Origin of the sequence: Citrobacter sp. RHBSTW-00859 (assembly GCF_013729795.1) — a bacterium.
Taxonomy (GTDB): Bacteria; Pseudomonadota; Gammaproteobacteria; order Enterobacterales; family Enterobacteriaceae; genus Citrobacter; species Citrobacter braakii.
The window spans coordinates 4,988,801-5,007,181 of the sequence record NZ_CP056284.1 but is presented as its reverse complement, the minus strand read 5'-3'; the positions used below and the strand labels follow the sequence as shown (position 1 = coordinate 5,007,181).

Genomic DNA, 18,381 nt, shown 5'->3' with positions numbered 1-18,381 from the left:
CAGGTTGTTAGTGGAGAAAAAAGCCCATCCTGGGATGGGCTAAAAGTTCCACGGCAACTTAAAGACTCTATATTTTTCTTGCTACAGCCGCGTGGGTCGCAACAAGAAATCTACGGAGTATTGGTACTAATTAAACGCTGTAGTACAGCTCAAACTCTACCGGGTGCGGAGTCATACGCACGCGGTCATCTTCTTCGCGACGCAGCGTAATGTACGCATCGATCGCTTCATTGGTGAACACGCCGCCTGCAGTCAGGAACTCACGGTCCAGATCCAGTTCTTTCAGTGCTTCTTCCAGAGAACCAGCAACCTGTGGGATCTCTTTCGCTTCTTCCGGCGGCAGGTCGTACAGGTTTTTGTCCATGGCTTCGCCTGGGTGGATCTTGTTCTTAATACCGTCAAGGCCAGCCATCAGCAGTGCTGCGAAGCACAGGTACGGGTTAGCAGCCGGGTCCGGGAAACGCACTTCGATACGACGCGCTTTCGGAGAAGCCACTACCGGAATACGGATAGAAGCAGAACGGTTGCGGGCAGAGTAAGCCAGCATTACCGGCGCTTCGTAGCCTGGGACCAGACGCTTGTAAGAGTTGGTGGTTGGGTTAGCCAGGGCGTTGATCGCTTTAGCGTGTTTGATTACGCCGCCGATGTAGAACAGCGCCTGCTCAGACAGACCCGCATATTTGTCGCCAGAGAACAGGTTTACGCCGTTCTTGGACAGAGACATGTGGCAGTGCATACCGGAACCGTTATCGCCAAACATAGGTTTTGGCATAAAGGTCGCGGTTTTACCGAAACGGTGAGCGACGTTGTGAACCACATATTTGTAGATCTGAATTTCGTCCGCTTTTTTGGTCATGGTGTTAAAGCGGGTCGCGATTTCGTTCTGACCTGCGGTCGCCACTTCGTGGTGATGCGCTTCAACAACCAGGCCCATTTCTTCCATGATCAGACACATGGTAGAACGGATGTCCTGAGAAGAATCTACCGGAGGAACCGGGAAGTAACCGCCTTTCACGCCAGGACGGTGACCTTTGTTACCACCTTCGTATTTGGTGGAGGAGTTCCATGCGCCTTCGATGTCATCGATAGCCACGTGGGAACCGGAAATGGACGCGCCGAAACGGATGTCGTCAAACAGGAAGAACTCTGGCTCAGGCCCGAACAGAACGGTGTCTGCAATGCCGGTAGAACGCAGATACTCTTCAGCGCGTTTAGCGATGGAGCGCGGGTCGCGGTCGTAGCCCTGCAGCGTACCTGGTTCCAGGATATCGCAACGGATGATCAGGGTGGACTCTTCATAGAACGGGTCGATAAGTGCAGTAGACGCATCTGGCATCAGAACCATGTCTGATTCGTTAATGCCTTTCCAGCCACCGATTGAGGAGCCGTCAAACATTTTGCCTTCTTCAAAGAATTCGGCATTTACCTGATGAGCAGGAATAGTGACGTGCTGTTCTTTACCTTTGGTATCAGTGAAGCGTAAATCAACAAACTTCACTTCGTGTTCGTTCAGCATCGTCAAAACGTGTTCAGCGGACATACTTACTCTCCCGGATTGGTCATGGTCGTCGTGGTAACGAAGTCTTCAATTCTGCAAAAAATTGGCCGTGTCGCCGTAAAAAATATAAAGCGAAATCTGTGCCAACTTTTAAATTGCCCCTAAAAGGCGTTATCATGCGCACTATCGTGCAAAGGGGCTGCACCATGAAGGTTGTATTGCACCATTATAGTGCTTTAATGTGAACATTAAGCACCATATTGGTGCAAAGCATGTCAGATTACCCCTTTTAACGCTCCGTGAATGTGATCACAAAGAAACTCTGCAATACTTGTTTGCGGAGGATGTTTGTGATCCTGTTTTGTACTGCGATTAATCCGTGTACAATAACGCGCTATTTCTAAAATGCCTGAGGCAAAGTTGTGATCGAAAATTTGCGTAACATCGCCATCATCGCGCACGTAGACCATGGTAAAACGACCCTGGTAGACAAGCTGCTCCAACAATCCGGTACGTTCGATGCACGTGCTGAAACCCAAGAGCGCGTGATGGACTCCAACGATTTGGAGAAAGAGCGTGGGATTACCATCCTCGCTAAAAACACCGCTATCAAATGGAATGACTACCGTATCAACATCGTTGATACCCCAGGGCACGCCGACTTCGGTGGTGAAGTTGAACGTGTAATGTCCATGGTCGACTCCGTGCTGCTGGTGGTGGATGCAATGGATGGTCCGATGCCGCAGACGCGCTTCGTGACCAAAAAAGCCTTTGCCCATGGCCTGAAGCCAATTGTTGTTATCAACAAAGTTGACCGCCCTGGCGCGCGTCCTGACTGGGTTGTTGATCAGGTATTTGACCTGTTCGTTAACCTCGACGCTACCGACGAGCAGCTGGACTTCCCGATCGTTTACGCTTCAGCGCTGAACGGTATCGCAGGTCTGGATCACGAAGATATGGCTGAAGACATGACTCCGCTGTATCAGACCATCGTTGATCGTGTTCCGGCTCCAAGCGTAGACCTTGATGGCCCGCTGCAGATGCAAATCTCTCAGCTGGACTACAACAACTACGTTGGCGTAATCGGCATCGGCCGTATCAAACGCGGTAAAGTTAAACCGAACCAGCAGATCACTATCATTGATAGCGAAGGCAAAACCCGTAACGGTAAAGTCGGTAAAGTTCTGACCCATCTGGGTCTGGAACGTATCGAGAGTGATATTGCCGAAGCGGGCGATATCATCGCGATCACCGGTCTGGGCGAACTGAACATCTCCGACACCATCTGCGACCCGCAGAACGTCGAAGCGCTGCCGGCTCTGTCCGTTGATGAACCGACCGTAACCATGTTCTTCTGCGTAAACACCTCCCCGTTCTGTGGTAAAGAAGGTAAGTATGTTACCTCTCGTCAGATCCTTGACCGCCTGAACAAAGAGCTGGTGCACAACGTTGCGTTGCGCGTTGAAGAAACCGAAGATGCGGATGCGTTCCGTGTATCCGGTCGTGGTGAGCTGCACCTGTCTGTTCTGATCGAGAACATGCGTCGTGAAGGTTTCGAAATGGCGGTTTCCCGTCCGAAAGTAATCTTCCGCGAAATCGACGGCCGTAAACAAGAGCCGTTCGAAAACGTAACGCTGGACGTAGAAGAGCAGCATCAGGGTTCTGTCATGCAGGCTCTGGGTGAGCGTAAAGGCGACCTGAAAAACATGAATCCAGATGGCAAAGGCCGCGTACGTCTTGACTACGTGATCCCAAGCCGTGGTCTGATCGGCTTCCGTTCAGAATTCATGACCATGACTTCCGGTACCGGTCTGCTGTACTCCACCTTCAGCCACTACGACGATGTTCGTGCGGGTGATGTGGGTCAGCGTCAGAACGGCGTACTGATCTCCAACGGCCAGGGTAAAGCAGTTGCGTTCGCACTGTTCAGCCTGCAGGACCGCGGTAAGCTGTTCCTGGGTCACGGTGCTGAAGTTTACGAAGGCCAGATCATCGGTATTCACAGCCGCTCTAACGACCTGACAGTAAACTGCCTGACCGGTAAGAAACTGACCAACATGCGTGCGTCCGGTACTGACGAAGCAACGGTTCTGGTTCCGCCGGTTAAGATGACTCTGGAGCAGGCTCTGGAATTCATCGATGACGACGAACTGGTAGAAGTTACCCCAACCTCTATCCGTATCCGTAAGCGTCACCTGACTGAAAACGATCGTCGCCGTGCAATGCGTGGCGCGAAAGAAGAGTAATTAACGCTCTTTCTCAGGTAAGCATAAAAAAGCCGCTGATTTCAGCGGCTTTTTTTATCATCAGGAGAATTAGAAGAAATACTTTGCCCCAACACGAATCTGGTTTTGTTCGCGATGATATGGTTCAACATTGCGATCTAACCAGCGTAATTCAAGGTAGGGTAACCAGTGTTCATTGATACGATACTTAAAGGTATTGGTAATTTCCCAGTGATGATCTTTTCCATTGCTGCTATTGAAGTCATTGACTCGCATAAAATAGTGCGGTTCAAAGGTATAGGAAAATTTATCGGTAATGGTAAAGTTCCAGTAGTTGCCTATTTCATAGGTATCATTATTATCCAGCTCACCGTTTAGGTCGGTTGAACTGTAGTTATTATGGTTATATCGATTACGCACGGTAAGATTAAACCACGGTGTAAATTTATAGTTAACATCCAGATAAACAGCACCGCCTGAGCCAATACTCTTATCGTTTATTAACCCTCCAGGCTGGATTGTTAATTTATCTGTTGGTTTAAATAACGGGTACCAACCCTCTATTTCGTTATAGCCGTGTTTTAACTCATCCTTGCGTTGCATAGTGTAGGTGTTCGTAAGCATGATACCCGCACCCATATCGGAGTTATAGCCAACGCGCAGCATGACCTCCATTTGGTCGGATGCCAGGTTATATGCTTCGCGGTTTTCTACATAGGCTCCAGCGAAAGCAGAGGTTGATACCACAGAGGATAAGAGAATTATTGTCGTTAATTTTTTCATGATAAATCCATTTTTTACGCGTAGGGAGGCCGCCATCCATTGGGATGGAATAGGCGGCAATTATTTTTATACGTTTACAGCAGAGGTGTTCTTTTTATTAGTAATAGGGTCCGGTTGGATGTTGTTTTTCTTCCGTTGGCTGATTTCCTCAATAATAAAAGCAAAACGAGTCTCGTTGAGCTTATAAAAGAAGCCCATCGTGAGTGCTGCAATAATTGCAAGTCCGCAAGGCCAGAGGAAAATAAGCTGACGCAAACCAAGCAGTGTGGCATCGCTCTGGACTATATTGGGGATATAACCGATTTGCGTCAGCATGATGCCCGGCAGGAAGCCTGCGAGCGCAGCAGAAATTTTGCGAGAAAAGGTATAACCCGTATACACCGAACCTTCTGCACGGATCCCCGTTTTCCATTCGCCATAATCGACTGTATCCGGAACCAGTGCCCAGTTTAGACTGTTAACAAAAGCGGTTCCGAAGAAGGCCATGCAAGAGAACGTGACGAATAAAAATGACGTACTGCCCCAGAAAAAGTTCAGCACATCACCGATAGCCCATAGCGCCAGGCCACCGAGGTAAACCTGCTTTTTACCGAAGCGTTTTACAGCTGTGGGAACCAGCAGTACCCCAACCAGAATGCATCCCATGCTGAAGAAACCCATCCACGACAGCAGATGAATATCGTTGAGTACGTACTGGGTGTAATACACCTGGATCGCCAGCTTGATGTTGAATGCCGCCAACGTGCACAGATTGGCGACACACAGCACCAGCAGTGGAGGGTTACGGAAAATGGCGCAGAACGACTTGAGAATGCTGGGCTTATGGTGATCCGGCACGATCTCGATATAGCGTTCCTTCACACCGCTAAAACACCACCACATGCTGAACAGTCCGCAAACGGAGAAGATCAGTGCGGCAATCAGATAACCCAGCGAAGGTGAACTAACAAATAGCGCCTGAATAGGCATAAAGCCAACAGTACACAGTAACAGGCCTACGGTAGCTCCGCCCTGACGCCAGGCGGCGAGCTGAGCTCGTTCATGCGGGTTCTTCGTGATCGCGGGCACCATCGCGCCGTAGGAGCAGTTCATCAGGCTATAGAACAGCCCGAACAGCATAAACAACACTGTCGCCAGTCCGGTTTTCACCGTTAGCGTAAAATCTGTCGCTAAAAACTGCGCGCTGGCAACGACAGCAACAGGAAATGATGCATACAAAATAAAGGGCCTGAATTTCCCTTTTGCGCCAATATTACGCCTTGAGTCCAGCAACACACCGGTCAACATATCAGTGAAAGCGGTGAAGAACTTCGCCACCAAAAAGATAATCCCACCGTAATACGCCGGCATCCCTAGTTCATCGGTATAAAATTTAAGCAGATACAGCGTGCCGATACACAGCATCAAATTTGAGCCGAAGTCACCCACTCCGTAGGCGAATTTTTCACGCAGGCTCAGTTTTAGCGTTAGCGGATCATGAAAAGACATAATCGCTCCTCAATAGCGCCCCGTAGAGCGCTATTCATTATTATTATCAAACGGGTTGTTTACGCGCTTCTATCTCTTCAACGATGCGGACATACATCTTCTCGTTAAGGTTGTAGAAACAGCCCATAGCTACAATGGTGATCACCGCCAAGGCGCAGGGATAAATAAAGATCAACTGACGCAATCCTTCGACCGTACTTGCAGATTGCACCACATTGGGGACGTAGCCGATTTGCGTCAGCATCCAGCCCGGGAAGAATCCTGCCAGCGCTTGTGACACTTTACGGAAGAAGGTGAAACCGGTGTATACCGTACCTTCAGAGCGTACGCCGGTACGCCATTCGCCATATTCCACGGTATCGGAGACCAACGCCCAGTTCAGGCTGTTGACGAATGCCGAGCCGAAGAACGCCAGACAAGAGAACGCGACAAAACTGACGGAGCCGCCGCCAAAGAAGTAGTTAAGCAGATCGCCCGCCACCCAAATCAGCAAACCGCCGATGTAGACTTTTTTCTTGCCAAAACGTCTGACCATGCCAGGCATCAAGAAGACGCCGATGAAGATACAACCCATGCTAAAAAAGCCCATCCAGGAAAGGAGGATCGGGTCATTAAGAACGTACTGGGTGTAGTAGACCTGAATCGCCAGCTTGACGTTAAACGCGCCAAGCGTGCAAAGGTTGGCAATGCACAGAATAAACAGCGGCCTGTTACCGGCGATGGCGCGAAAGGATTGCAGCAATCCCGGTTTTTGCGCGGCATCAACGGGTTTCACTTCCACGTAACGTTCTTTTACCCCGGCATAGCAGAGCCACATAAACAGCAGGCCAAACAGAGAAAACAACGTGGCGGCGAAGATATAACCCAGCTGCGAGTTGCCTTCGATCAGGTTCATTACGGGAACAAAACCGACGGTACACAGCAACAGACCAAGGGTTGCGCCACCTTGCCGCCAGGCGGCAAGCGACGCGCGTTCGTCAGGATTTTTCGTAATCGCGGGAACCATCGCACCATAGGAGCAGTTCATCATGCTGAAAAACAATCCGTACAGCATAAACAGCACCGTTGCCATGACCGTTTTACCGGTTACTTCAAACGGTGTACCGACAAAGTTTGCAATCGCCAGCAAGGTAACCGGAAATGCGGCATAAAGAACGAACGGACGGAATTTTCCCTTCGGGCCGATTTTGCGGCGGGAATCAAGCATAATCCCGGTGCCCATATCGGTAAACGCGGTAAAAAACTTGGCGATGAGGAAAATGATACCGCCATAAGTTCCAGGTAAACCAAGGACATCGGTATAAAACTTGAGTAAATAGAGCGTACCAATATCCAGCAGGATATTGGAGCCTAAATCACCCATCCCATAGGCGAGTTTTTCTTTGAACGGCAAGCGTAGGGTTGCCGGATTAGAGGAAGTCTGACTCATTATTATTCTCCATGTGCCCGCGAGTTTCCCCACGGGCGAGCCGCATTAGATGTTGCGTAAAGTGGCAAACAGTGACGCCCATTCACTCTTCGCGCGATAAAACACCGGAGGCTTGCCAATAGGCGCATCCACGGTAATTTCACCGCCCTGGTAAGTTTCCCCGGTCCAGATGTTGACCCAGCTATCCTCCGGCAGATACAGAGTCCAGTTTTGCTGGCCTTGTTCGTGAACCGGCGCAACCAGCACATCCTGTCCCAGCAGGTACTGATATTTCAGGGTGTAGGTCCGCGCATCGTCTTCGTAATGTAGGAATAGCGGACGCATCACCGGCAGACCGGTGGCGCTGTTTTGCGCGACCGCCTGTTTCAGATACGGTTTAAGGGTGGTAAAGACGGTGGTCATACGAGCAAAGTGAGCGATGGTTTCAGCATCACCATCAAACTGCCAGTTATCGCCAGGGCGGTTACCTTCGTGGGTGCGCATCATCGGCGTGAAGGCGCTAAAGTCACACCAGCGCAGCAGCAGCTCTTTGCTGCGTTTCATTTCAAATAGGGTGGTGTAGCCGCCGATATCGCTGTGGTGCAGACCATGGCCGCTCATCGCCAGTGACAGCGCAGCAGGCACGACCGAGGCCAGACCGTCGTCAAGGCTCCAGTCAACGTTCTGATCGCCTGCCCACATCATGGTGGAGTATTTCTGGCTGCCGGTGTAACCCGCACGCATAAAGAACAGGATCTCGCCGAGCTTGCCAGTCTCCTGTAACGCTTCGTAGTTACATTTCGCCCACAGCGCAGGCCAGGCGTTATGCATAATTTCAGCGCTAATGCCATTGTGCAGGTAAGTGTCGGTTGGCAGGTATTCGCCAAAGTCGGCCATCCAACCGCCGCATCCCAGCTCAATCATGTTCTTTTTGATGACTTCTTTGAACCAGGCGTAGGCTTCAGGGTTGGTCAGGTCCACCACGCCGCCGTAAAACTCGCCAAACTCAACCAGATAGTCAGCGCCAGAGGCATCTTTCGCCAGATAACCGTGCGCAGCCGCTTCGGCGCAGAGATCTTTATCGCTGGCGACGTACGGGTTGATGTAGGAGAGGAATTGCACGCCTTCTTCTTTCCACTGCTTAATACGGCTATCCAACTGAGGATAGTTGTCGCTGTTCCACTTCCAGTTCCACATCACGCGTTTGCCAAAGGAGGTCATGCGGATCCCGGACCAGTCCTGCGCCCAGATGCCGTTTACTTTCACGCCTGCGTTACGCATGGTGTCCAGTTTGTTCTGGCAAACCTCAGTACCGCCTTGAATACCGAGCGTGACGCCATCGTAGATCCAGTCCGGCAGCTCCGGATGGCGTCCTAACAGCGCGGTCAGTTTTTCCAGTAAAGAGATGTAGGTGTCAGCGCATTCAAATCGTAGGGTGGTTTTGTCCTCCCACAATGCCAGTTCGTGATACTCCGGCGCGCTGAAGTCGAAATTCATATAGCAGCTGTTATCAACGTGGCAGTAGTACTTCTGCGTGCTGACGAAGGTCGGCTGCGGGAAAAAGGTCCAGTAGTAGTCACCACCAGCATTTTCTTTGCAGTCTGCCTGCCAGGTGACATAGCTATTTTTGTTACGGCCCACGCCCTGTTCGCTGGTCCACAGTGGGAACGGTTTACCGCGTAAGTCGAAATAAGAGAACTGTTCACCGCAGCCGTAAATATGATCGTCCGGGTTGGCAGCCAGACGCAGCCAGATGCGGTTATGGCTGAGATCATCGTTGTGCAGATCCAGCTTCAGGCGACCCTGTTCATCGGTGGAGATGTGCAGCGTGGCGTTGATGGTGTTACCGCGACTGAAATGCACCTGCCAGCCGTCAGGCGACTCGCTGACCGTGGCGTCGGTCAGGGCAATCTTCTCATTGAGCTTGTCTTTAATGCTGAAGTTGCCGCGGAACATATCAATATCGGCAACGCCAGCGCCGATCCACAGGCAGGGGGTTTCTGTGCTGTGACGTAAAATCAGGCGCTGGTGGTATGTCAGCGTAAAGCCATTCTGTAACGTCGTTAGTTCTAAAGCGGTTGACCGTTGTTGTAGCGAATTCATTATCGTCTCCGTAAAAATAGGGTAATTCGGTAATTTTTGTTTTGGGATAAGGTTATTCGGCACCGATAAAAAAATGCATCCGATGCATCTCGCCGGGTGCCAGAGAGATAAGACTGATGCCTGAATTAAAGGCATCTGGCGGGCAGGTCATGGGTTCTACGGCAATCCCCAGACGGTGTAATTTCTCGCCGCTGTAAATCTGTAGCCACGGCTGGTCGCAACGTAAGTACGTCGTCATATTTTTCGTTGCACTGAACATGCTGACTTCCCATTCACGCCCGGACACAGGGGTTTTAAAGGTGTGATCGATCTGCGTTGCAGCGACAGGGCGCGGCGTGGTGAAATTCAGCGCGGTATTCTCAACGCGATGCGTTTCCAGGGTATCAATGTCAAAGACCTCATCTGTCGGAAGAGTGAGCGTACAGCTATCTATCTTCTCAAGACCACAGGTCAAATAGGGATGAGCGCCAGAACCATAAGGCGCTGATTCATCACCAATATTCAGCGCAGTAATAAAAATGTGCAGACCGCTTATTGCATCAAGGCGATATGTTGTTTCAACCAGTAATGAAAAGGGATAACCATAAGAGGGCGGCAGAAAAATCATCAGCGACACTTCCGATGCCGACTGCTGGTTAATCTGCCAGTCCCGCCAGGCCAACAGCCCGTGAATGGCGGTATGCGAAATAGGGTCGTTAACGGCAAGCTGGAAGGTCTTGCCGTTATGTTGATAGCAGCCGTCTGCAACGCGGTTTGGCCATGGGACTAACACTTTTCCTAAATGCGCCTGCGGCATCTCTTCCGGCTTATGTGGAATAACGATGTGACGCCCACGATGCATCAATTCTGCCAGCCCAGCGCCAACCGTGACGATTTTCGCCTCGTAGTGTCCGGCCTGAAGATGAATGGTTTTTCCACCACTATGCATGGCTGCTATCCTTGTGACTTATTTGGCGTTGATATCCAGAAGACCGGCAGCAACCGCCGGAGCAAGGCCCGGAGCCAGCGGTAGACGCGGGATTACCAGGCAGTGCAGCAGGTGATAAATGTCCTGCTTACCGTCCCAGACTTTGGTGGTCACTTTGTTGTCGGTGTCCAACTCCTGCCACCATGAACCGGTCTCGTAGTCCATCAGATAGGTGATGCAGTAATCCCACCACTTCTGGTACCAGGCTTCGTACTGGCTGTCGCCGGTGAGGGTATACAAGGCATAGGCGGTACCCATGGCTTCGACTATCGGCCAACGCACTCTTTCGCGAACGATTGGTTTACCGTCCCAGTCCACCGAATAGACAAAACCATCCGCACCGTCCGGTGCCCAGGCATCACGGATGGTGGCGTGGAACAAGCCTTTGGCATCTTCCAGCAGCCAGGCGGGAGGCGTTTCGAAGCGGGCTTCCAACGCGGCATGCAGATGCAGCATCAGACGGCCCCATTCGATCCAGTGGCCCGGCGTGCCGCCGTATGCGCGGAAACGGTGAGCAGGGTTATCCTTGTTGTAATCACGAATTGGGTTCCACTGTGAATCGAAGTGCTCATTGACGCGATACTCCCCGCTGCGGGCCACGTCGTGAATAATCACCGAAGCAATTCGCAGTGCGCGATCGAGCCATTTACGGTCATGGGTAACGTCATAAACGATCAGGAAAGCCTCGACCGCGTGCATGTTGGCGTTACCGCCACGGTAATCTTCCGTCTGGCTGAAGGCTTCGTCCCAGGACTCCAGGCACATCTGCTCGTCTTCGCTCCAGAAGTACTTTTCAATCACCTCGATGGCGTCATCCAGCAATTGTCTGGCCTGTGGATGACCGGTAGTGACCGCGCTTGCCGCGCCGAGCAAGACGAAGAAATGCTGATAACCCTGCTTGGAGGCGTCCATCACGCCTTCGTCATTTACGCTGGCGTACCAACCGCCGTAGCGTATGTCGCGTAGCGCACCGTTCAGCGCTTTAATGCCGTGATCGACGAGTTGGTATGCGCCAGGCCGTCCCATTGACGCGGCAACGGAGTAGACGTGCAGCATGCGGGCGGTGATCCACAGATGTGTCCCCATATCTGCTCTGACCTGACCACTGTTTCCCAGCCAGCCAAATCCGGTAGGTACCGCAGCGTTCTTACCAAAGTTAAAGATGCGGTCTGTTTCCTGCTCCAGCCAGCGGTTGTGGCTTAGGGTGTTAAACCATTTCATTCTGAGATCCTCTTAGCGCCGGGCCATCATTTCATCGACGATATCGCCCAGACGCTGCAACTTAGGTGCGGAAACATCACGCAGCATCAGTTCGGTATCCGGCAGACCAACCACGGATGACCAGACCGCACGTCCGGCCAGGAAGCCGGATGCGCCAGCGGTCATTGCTACGCTGACCGCGCGTGGGAACAGTTTTTCATCCACACCGGAGGAGAGAATGACCCACGGCATGTTGATGTTTTCATTCAGGCGCTGAGAGGCGCTAAGCAGCTCTTGTTGGGTTCCTTTGCCGTACAGAGGCATTTCGACCTTGTAGAGATCGGCACCGCTATCACCCAGTTCTTTCGCGGCATCGATAATGGCCTGTTCACGATCGAACTTATCGCCACGACGTGGTGGGCGAACAACCGGCTCGATGATGCTCAGCAGGCCATTGGAATGGCACAGTTCATTGAATTCTCCCACCATATCAAGACGTTGTTGGGCATCTTCATCGCTACGCCACAGCACCAGCAGTTTGAGGGCCTTGGCACCATCTTGCTTCACGGTCTGCGGGTCGATTTTTTTATCAATCACCACGCTATCGACCGGAATACCGTTACCCGGAATGAACTCATCAGCGGCCACAATCATGGCGCAGTTTTTGGCGACCGCGTTTTGCTCTACAACCTGGCGGTAGCAGAACTGCTGATCGACCAGAATGGCGGAGGCATAGGGAGAAAGGATCTTCGCCGCATTGACTTTGAAATCAGTCAGCACGCTGTCATTGACCGGGGATTTTGCACCCGCGGCGGCAAACATTAAGCGCATGGCTTCGCGCTGATCGACCGCCAGCATGGCAAACCCGCCGGAAGCTCGGGTGATATCTTTCAGGGTGTACTTGGTCATTGTTCAGTCCTTTTACTTATCAAAGTTGGGAATTCAGTCCGGCAGATGTCCGAACCTGCTCGAGTATTGCGGTCCAGTCTTCCCGGCCACGGCCAGCGGCGCGTGCCTGGTTATAGACTTCGCGGGAAGCGGCGCCGAGCGGCATCGGCACGTGCAATTGGTTGGCAACGTCCAGGGCGATGCCAAGATCCTTGTGAGCTAAATCGATCATGAAAGCCGGGGAAAGATCGCCTTTCAGCACTTTGTTCGGCCAGGAGGTAGTAAAGTGGCCTTTTCCGGCGGGGGTGCCGCTCATGACTTGCAAAGCCACATCGAAGGAGAGACCAAGTGCCTCGCACAACACGGCGGCTTCGGCAGAGAGGGCGTTTAGCGCGATACTCATGTAGTTGTTGATGAGCTTCACGCGGATCCCCATGCCGGGACCACCTGCATTGATCAATTCATTACCCATCGCCATCAGAACCGGTGTGGCGCGTTCTACTTGCTGTGCCGTTCCACCTGCCAGTAGCAACAGCGTTCCCGCTATGGCGTGATCGGAGGTGCGTCCAACCGGGCAATCCATCATATCGAAGCCTTTGGCACGCATATCGGCGATGAGTTTATCGGTTTGCAGTGGGTGAATAGTCGACATATCAATTACTAACGCCTGCTGGGAGAGGCTTTCGCAAATACCCTGCTCGCCGAACAATACGCTGCGCACCAGATCGCCGTTTGGCAGCATGGTGATGACAAATTCTGCACCTTTTGCTGCCTGAGCCGGGCTACTGGCAGGCTGTGCTCCTTTTTCCACCAGGCGCTGAACGGCATCCGGGTTAACGTCAAAGACGCTGAGTTGATGACCCTGCTTCAGCAAGTTGCTCGCCATGGGTGAACCCATCTGACCTAATCCGATAAATGCTATAACTGCCATAACGTTCTCCTGAGACGTGGATGTCATTTTTTGTCATTTAAGGTCGTTTGTTTTTGTCTGTTTTTGATCGTATTTGTAATTTATGGTCAAAAAATTGACAGCCGTCACTTTTTAAACATTTTGTGAAATTAAAATGATCCCATCTTGAAACGCCTAAGGAACGACCATGATTCGTATTGCTTGTGTAGGTATTGCCGTGATGGATCGCATCTATTACGTGGAAGGTTTACCGACTGAAGGAGGTAAGTATGTGGCGAAGCGTTATACGGAAGTGGGCGGCGGGCCTGCTGCAACGGCCGCAGTGGCTGCAGCGAAGCTGGGCGCGCAGGTGGACTTTATTGGCCGTGTGGGCGATGACGACACCGGAAATAGCTTGCTGGCGGAGCTGGAGTCCCTGGGGGTAAATACCCGCTATTCCCGGCGCTACGCGGGGGCGAAGTCTTCACAATCGGCAATTATGGTTGATGCGCAAGGGGAACGGATTATCGTTAACTATCCCAGCCCGGATTTACTGCATGATGCTGACTGGCTCAATGAGATCGATTTTACCCAGTGGGATGTGGTGTTGGCGGATGTTCGCTGGCACGAAGGGGCCAGGCAGGCGTTCACATTGGCGCGTCGGGCGGGAGTGATGACGGTACTGGATGGTGACGTAACGCCACAAGATATCCGCGAGCTGGTGGCGTTAAGCGATCATGCTGCGTTTTCTGAACCCGGTCTGGCGCGTTTAACCGGGATAAACGATCCTGAAGCCGGACTGAAACAAGCACAAACGCTCACAAATGGTCACGTTTATGTAACGCGGGGCAGTGCAGGCTGTGACTGGATAAAAAATAATACGTTGCAGCATCAATCTGGATTTAAAGTCGACGTTGTTGACACTACGGGGGCGGGGGATGTTTTCCATGGTGCGCTCGCGTTTAGCCTGGCCGGTGGCGACCTCCCGGAAGAGGCCGTCAGGTTCGCCAGCGGGGTTGCTGCGCTAAAATGTACGCGTCCGGGAGGAAGGGCCGGAATCCCTGACTGTGATCAAACCCGATCTTTTCTGTCACTTTTTGTATAAAATGCCAGGGCAATGGTTTTTCGAGGAAATTTCATGAGTCTTACCGAACTGACCGGTAACCCGCGACACGATCAACTGCTTATGCTGATTAGCGAGCGCGGTTATATGAATATCGACGAGCTGGCCAGCCTGCTGGACGTGTCCACGCAGACCGTGCGTCGTGATATTCGTAAACTCAGCGAGCAGGGATTAATTACGCGTCATCATGGTGGCGCGGGCAGAGCCTCCAGCGTGGTGAATACGGCGTTTGAGCAGCGTGAAGTCTCCTGGACGGAGGAGAAAAAAGCCATCGCGGAAGCGGTGGCGGACTACATTCCCGATGGGTCAACGGTGTTTATTACCATTGGCACCACCGTTGAGCAGGTGGCCCGCTCGCTGTTAAACCATAATCATTTGCGCATTATCACCAACAGTCTGCGTGTGGCGCACATTCTTTATAACAATCCACGTTTTGAAGTCATGGTGCCGGGGGGAACGTTACGCCCGCACAACAGTGGCATCATTGGTCCTTCTGCCTCGGCATTTGTCGCTGATTTTCGGGCCGACTACCTGGTAACCAGCGTTGGCGCGATCGAAAGTGATGGCGCGCTGCTGGAGTTTGATGTCAATGAAGCCAGCGTAGTGAAAACGATGATGTCGCACTCAAGACACATTCTGCTGGCAGCGGATCATACGAAATATACGGCTTCTGCCGCGGTAGAAATTGGTAACGTCTCTCAGGTGACCGCGCTGTTTACCGATGAATACCCAGGTCCCGCATTGCATAATTTACTCCAGTCACAACAGGTTGAAATTGTGCAGGTGAGTCCTTCACAAGATGATGCTCTGGCCGTGTAATTCCTCAGATGATGGCTCGATAAGTTCGAAGCCATCACTCTCACATAGTCAAACTTCTCCTTTCCCGCTACAGTTATTCATCCACGGCGAATAAGGAGAAGGGCATGCTCTATATCTTTGATTTAGGTAATGTGATTGTCGATATCGACTTCAACCGCGTGTTGGGCACATGGAGCGATCTGAGCCGTGTACCGCTGGCCTCGCTGAAGCAAAGTTTCACCATGGGAGAAGCTTTTCACCAGCATGAGCGAGGTGAAATAACGGATGAAGCCTTTGCCGAGGCGCTATGTCATGACATGGCGCTGCCGCTAAGTTACGAGCAGTTCTCTCACGGCTGGCAGGCCGTTTTTGTGGCATTGCGCCCTGAAGTCATCGACATCATGCATAAGCTGCGTGAGCAGGGGCATCGGGTGGTCGTCTTGTCGAATACTAACCGTCTGCACACAACATTTTGGTCGGATGAATATCCTGAAATTCGTCAGGCTGCTGACCATATTTATCTTTCCCAGGATCTGGGCATGCGAAAACCGGAAGCGCGGATTTACCAGCATGTCCTGCAGTCTGAAGGTTTTTCTGCGGAAGATGCGGTCTTTTTTGACGACAACGCCGATAATATTGAAGGAGCTAACCGGTTAGGGATTACCAGTATCCAGGTCGTCGATAAAACGACCATTCCTGACTATTTCGCGAAGTTGTTATGCTAAAAAATGTTCAGCAACAAGCCAGGCACCATACGCGTCCTGTACGGGCCTGGCTGAAGCTACTATGGCAGCGGATTGATGAGGACAACATGACGACGCTGGCAGGGAATCTTGCCTACGTTTCACTGCTCTCATTAGTGCCGCTTATCGCCGTTGTGTTTGCTCTTTTCGCCGCATTTCCGATGTTTTCCGACGTCAGTGCCCAGCTACGTCATTTTATTTTCGCAAATTTTATCCCGGCGACGGGAGACGTCATCCAGCGTTATATCGAACAGTTTGTCGCCAACTCGAACAAAATGACGGCCGTTGGGTCATGTGGGCTGATTGTCACGGCGTTATTGCTGATGTATGCCATTGATAATGCTCTGAATACTATCTGGCGCAGTAAGCGCACTCGTCCCAAAGTTTACTCTTTCGCCGTCTACTGGATGATTTTAACGCTGGGGCCGCTGCTGGCGGGGGCCAGTCTGGCGATCAGCTCTTATTTGTTGTCATTGCGCTGGGCCAGCGATCTCAACTCGGTGATTGATGACGTCTTGCGTATTTTCCCTCTGGTGCTTTCCTGGCTCTCGTTCTGGCTGCTTTACAGCATTGTACCGACTACGCGCGTGCCCAATCGTGATGCGGTTATTGGCGCCTTTGTGGCCGCCGTGTTGTTCGAGGCCGGAAAGAAAGGATTTGCGCTCTACATCACGATGTTCCCGTCGTATCAGCTCATTTACGGTGTCCTGGCGGTAATCCCCATTTTATTTGTCTGGGTATACTGGACGTGGTGTATCGTCTTGCTAGGCGCGGAAATAACTGTCACTCTCGGGGAATACCGCAAACTTAAACAAGCCGCAGAACAAGAAGAAGCAGATCAACCATGATTGCATTAATTCAGCGCGTAACCCGTGCCAGCGTCACCGTGGAGGGCGAGGTGACGGGTGAAATTGGCCCAGGACTTTTGGTCCTGTTAGGTGTCGAAAGGGATGATGACGAACAGAAAGCGAACCGTCTGTGCGAGCGCGTACTCGGCTATCGAATCTTTAGCGATGCCGAAGGAAAAATGAACCTCAACGTGCAGCAATCAGGTGGCAGTGTGCTGGTGGTTTCACAGTTCACGCTGGCGGCAGATACCGAACGTGGCATGCGCCCGGGGTTTTCGAAAGGCGCTTCGCCCGAGCGGGCAGAAGCGCTGTATGAATACTTTGTTGAGCGTTGCCGCCAACAGGAAATGAATACGCAAACCGGTCGATTCGCTGCGGATATGCAGGTTTCACTGGTTAATGATGGCCCCGTGACGTTCTGGTTACAAGTATGAACCAGCTACCGGTGTGGCCGCGGGCAACAAGAGAGAATACGACTATGTATCACCTTCGAGTACCGCAAACAGAAGAAGAGTTGGAGCGTTACTACCAGTTTCGCTGGGAGATGTTGCGTAAACCGTTGCACCAGCCCAAAGGCTCCGAACGGGATGCCTGGGACGCGATGGCGCATCACCAGATGGTGGTGGACGAAGAGGGAAATCTGGTCGCGGTCGGGCGTCTGTATATCAATGCGGATAACGAAGCCTCCATACGCTTTATGGCCGTTGACCCCTCAGTGCAGGAGAAAGGGTTGGGCACGCTGATGGCAATGACCCTGGAGTCTGTGGCGCGTCAGGAAGGGGTAAAGCGCGTAACCTGTAGCGCCCGTGAAGATGCGGTCGAATTTTTCGCCAAACTGGGGTTTGTGAGCCAGGGCGAAATTACCACGCCGCAAACCACGCCGGTGCGCCATTTTTTGATGATTAAACCCATCGCAACGCTGGACGACATTCTCCATCGCGGGGACTGGTGCGGACAGCTACAGCAAGCTTGGTACGAACATATTCCATTGAGTGAGAAAATGGGCGTGCGCATTCAGCAGTACACCGGGCAGAAATTTATTACGACGATGCCAGAGACTGGCAATCAGAACCCGCACCATACGCTGTTTGCCGGAAGCCTGTTTTCACTGGCGACGTTAACGGGCTGGGGGCTTATCTGGCTGATGCTGCGCGAGCGTCATCTGGGGGGGACGATAATCCTCGCCGACGCGCATATCCGATATAGCAGGCCAATTACCGGGAAACCTACCGCTATTGCCGATCTGGGCTCGCTGAGCGGTGACCTGGACCGTCTGGCAAGAGGCCGCAAGGCGCGCGTTCAGATGCAGGTCGGGGTGTTTGGCGATGACACGCCGGGCGTCGTGTTTGAAGGTACCTACATTGTGCTACCCGCGAAACCGTTTGGCGCATATGAAGAGGGCGGGAATGAGGAAGAGTAG

General features: G+C 52.1%; 16 protein-coding genes. 7 read left to right on the top strand and 9 right to left on the bottom strand.

The genetic code is table 11. From position 1 onward, the window contains the following. Positions 1–130: 130 nt before the first annotated feature. Complete coding sequence (gene glnA, locus HV302_RS25195) at positions 131–1,540, bottom strand: glutamate--ammonia ligase (protein WP_003028638.1); 1,410 nt, start codon at positions 1,538–1,540, stop codon at positions 131–133. A 380-nt stretch (positions 1,541–1,920) separates the two neighbouring features. Here glnA and typA point away from each other — a divergent pair, with 380 nt between their 5' ends. Then, positions 1,921–3,744: a ribosome-dependent GTPase TypA gene (gene typA / locus HV302_RS25190; RefSeq protein WP_008786988.1), complete on the top strand. Its 1,824-nt coding sequence runs from the start codon at positions 1,921–1,923 to the stop codon at positions 3,742–3,744. Between the two features lie 69 nt (positions 3,745–3,813). Here the strand turns inward: typA and ompL are convergent, their stop codons facing one another. The 8 genes from ompL to yihU all read right to left on the bottom strand — a co-directional run bounded on the left by ompL (position 3,814) and on the right by yihU (position 13,491). Next, positions 3,814–4,506 carry a porin OmpL gene (gene ompL, locus HV302_RS25185; RefSeq protein ID WP_019077945.1) on the bottom strand — a complete coding sequence of 231 codons (693 nt, stop codon included), beginning with the start codon at positions 4,504–4,506 and terminating at the stop codon, positions 3,814–3,816. 66 nt (positions 4,507–4,572) lie between these two features. Continuing rightward, complete coding sequence (locus tag HV302_RS25180) at positions 4,573–5,994, bottom strand: MFS transporter (RefSeq protein WP_016155165.1); 1,422 nt, start codon at positions 5,992–5,994, stop codon at positions 4,573–4,575. 46 nt (positions 5,995–6,040) lie between these two features. Beyond that, positions 6,041–7,423, bottom strand: coding sequence for an MFS transporter (locus HV302_RS25175; RefSeq protein WP_016155166.1), 1,383 nt, complete (start codon positions 7,421–7,423; stop codon positions 6,041–6,043). Between the two features lie 45 nt (positions 7,424–7,468). After that, positions 7,469–9,505 (bottom strand): alpha-glucosidase, encoded by a 2,037-nt coding sequence (locus HV302_RS25170; protein ID WP_181626734.1) that lies wholly within the window; start codon positions 9,503–9,505, stop codon positions 7,469–7,471. Between the two features lie 52 nt (positions 9,506–9,557). Then, on the bottom strand, positions 9,558–10,433 hold the full coding sequence (locus HV302_RS25165) for an aldose-1-epimerase (protein ID WP_181626733.1): 876 nt from the start codon (positions 10,431–10,433) through the stop codon (positions 9,558–9,560). An 18-nt stretch (positions 10,434–10,451) separates the two neighbouring features. Further along, a complete protein-coding gene (gene yihS, locus HV302_RS25160) occupies positions 10,452–11,693 on the bottom strand; it encodes a sulfoquinovose isomerase (protein ID WP_181626732.1) in 1,242 nt (413 codons plus the stop codon). 12 nt (positions 11,694–11,705) lie between these two features. Beyond that, the gene (yihT, locus tag HV302_RS25155; RefSeq protein WP_016155170.1) at positions 11,706–12,581 is read right to left on the bottom strand and encodes a sulfofructosephosphate aldolase; all 876 of its coding nucleotides are present in this window, start codon (positions 12,579–12,581) and stop codon (positions 11,706–11,708) included. A 19-nt stretch (positions 12,582–12,600) separates the two neighbouring features. Then, positions 12,601–13,491, bottom strand: coding sequence for a sulfolactaldehyde 3-reductase (gene yihU / locus HV302_RS25150; RefSeq protein ID WP_181626731.1), 891 nt, complete (start codon positions 13,489–13,491; stop codon positions 12,601–12,603). Positions 13,492–13,657: 166 nt separating this feature from the next. Between yihU and HV302_RS25145 the strand changes: the two genes are divergently transcribed. The 6 genes from HV302_RS25145 to fabY all read left to right on the top strand — a co-directional run bounded on the left by HV302_RS25145 (position 13,658) and on the right by fabY (position 18,381). Further along, positions 13,658–14,554, top strand: coding sequence for a sugar kinase (locus HV302_RS25145; protein WP_104651901.1), 897 nt, complete (start codon positions 13,658–13,660; stop codon positions 14,552–14,554). Between the two features lie 33 nt (positions 14,555–14,587). After that, positions 14,588–15,391 carry a DeoR/GlpR family DNA-binding transcription regulator gene (locus HV302_RS25140; protein WP_016155173.1) on the top strand — a complete coding sequence of 268 codons (804 nt, stop codon included), beginning with the start codon at positions 14,588–14,590 and terminating at the stop codon, positions 15,389–15,391. A 104-nt stretch (positions 15,392–15,495) separates the two neighbouring features. After that, on the top strand, positions 15,496–16,095 hold the full coding sequence (gene yihX / locus HV302_RS25135) for a glucose-1-phosphatase (protein WP_181626730.1): 600 nt from the start codon (positions 15,496–15,498) through the stop codon (positions 16,093–16,095). Beyond that, positions 16,089–16,961: a virulence factor BrkB family protein gene (locus tag HV302_RS25130; RefSeq protein ID WP_181626729.1), complete on the top strand. Its 873-nt coding sequence runs from the start codon at positions 16,089–16,091 to the stop codon at positions 16,959–16,961. Before yihX ends, HV302_RS25130 begins: the two co-directional genes overlap by 7 nt. Next, positions 16,958–17,395 carry a D-aminoacyl-tRNA deacylase gene (dtd, locus tag HV302_RS25125; RefSeq protein ID WP_016157874.1) on the top strand — a complete coding sequence of 146 codons (438 nt, stop codon included), beginning with the start codon at positions 16,958–16,960 and terminating at the stop codon, positions 17,393–17,395. Before HV302_RS25130 ends, dtd begins: the two co-directional genes overlap by 4 nt. A gap of 44 nt (positions 17,396–17,439) precedes the next feature. Further along, entirely contained in the window at positions 17,440–18,381 is a 942-nt protein-coding gene (gene fabY, locus HV302_RS25120) for a fatty acid biosynthesis protein FabY (protein ID WP_003825286.1), read from the top strand.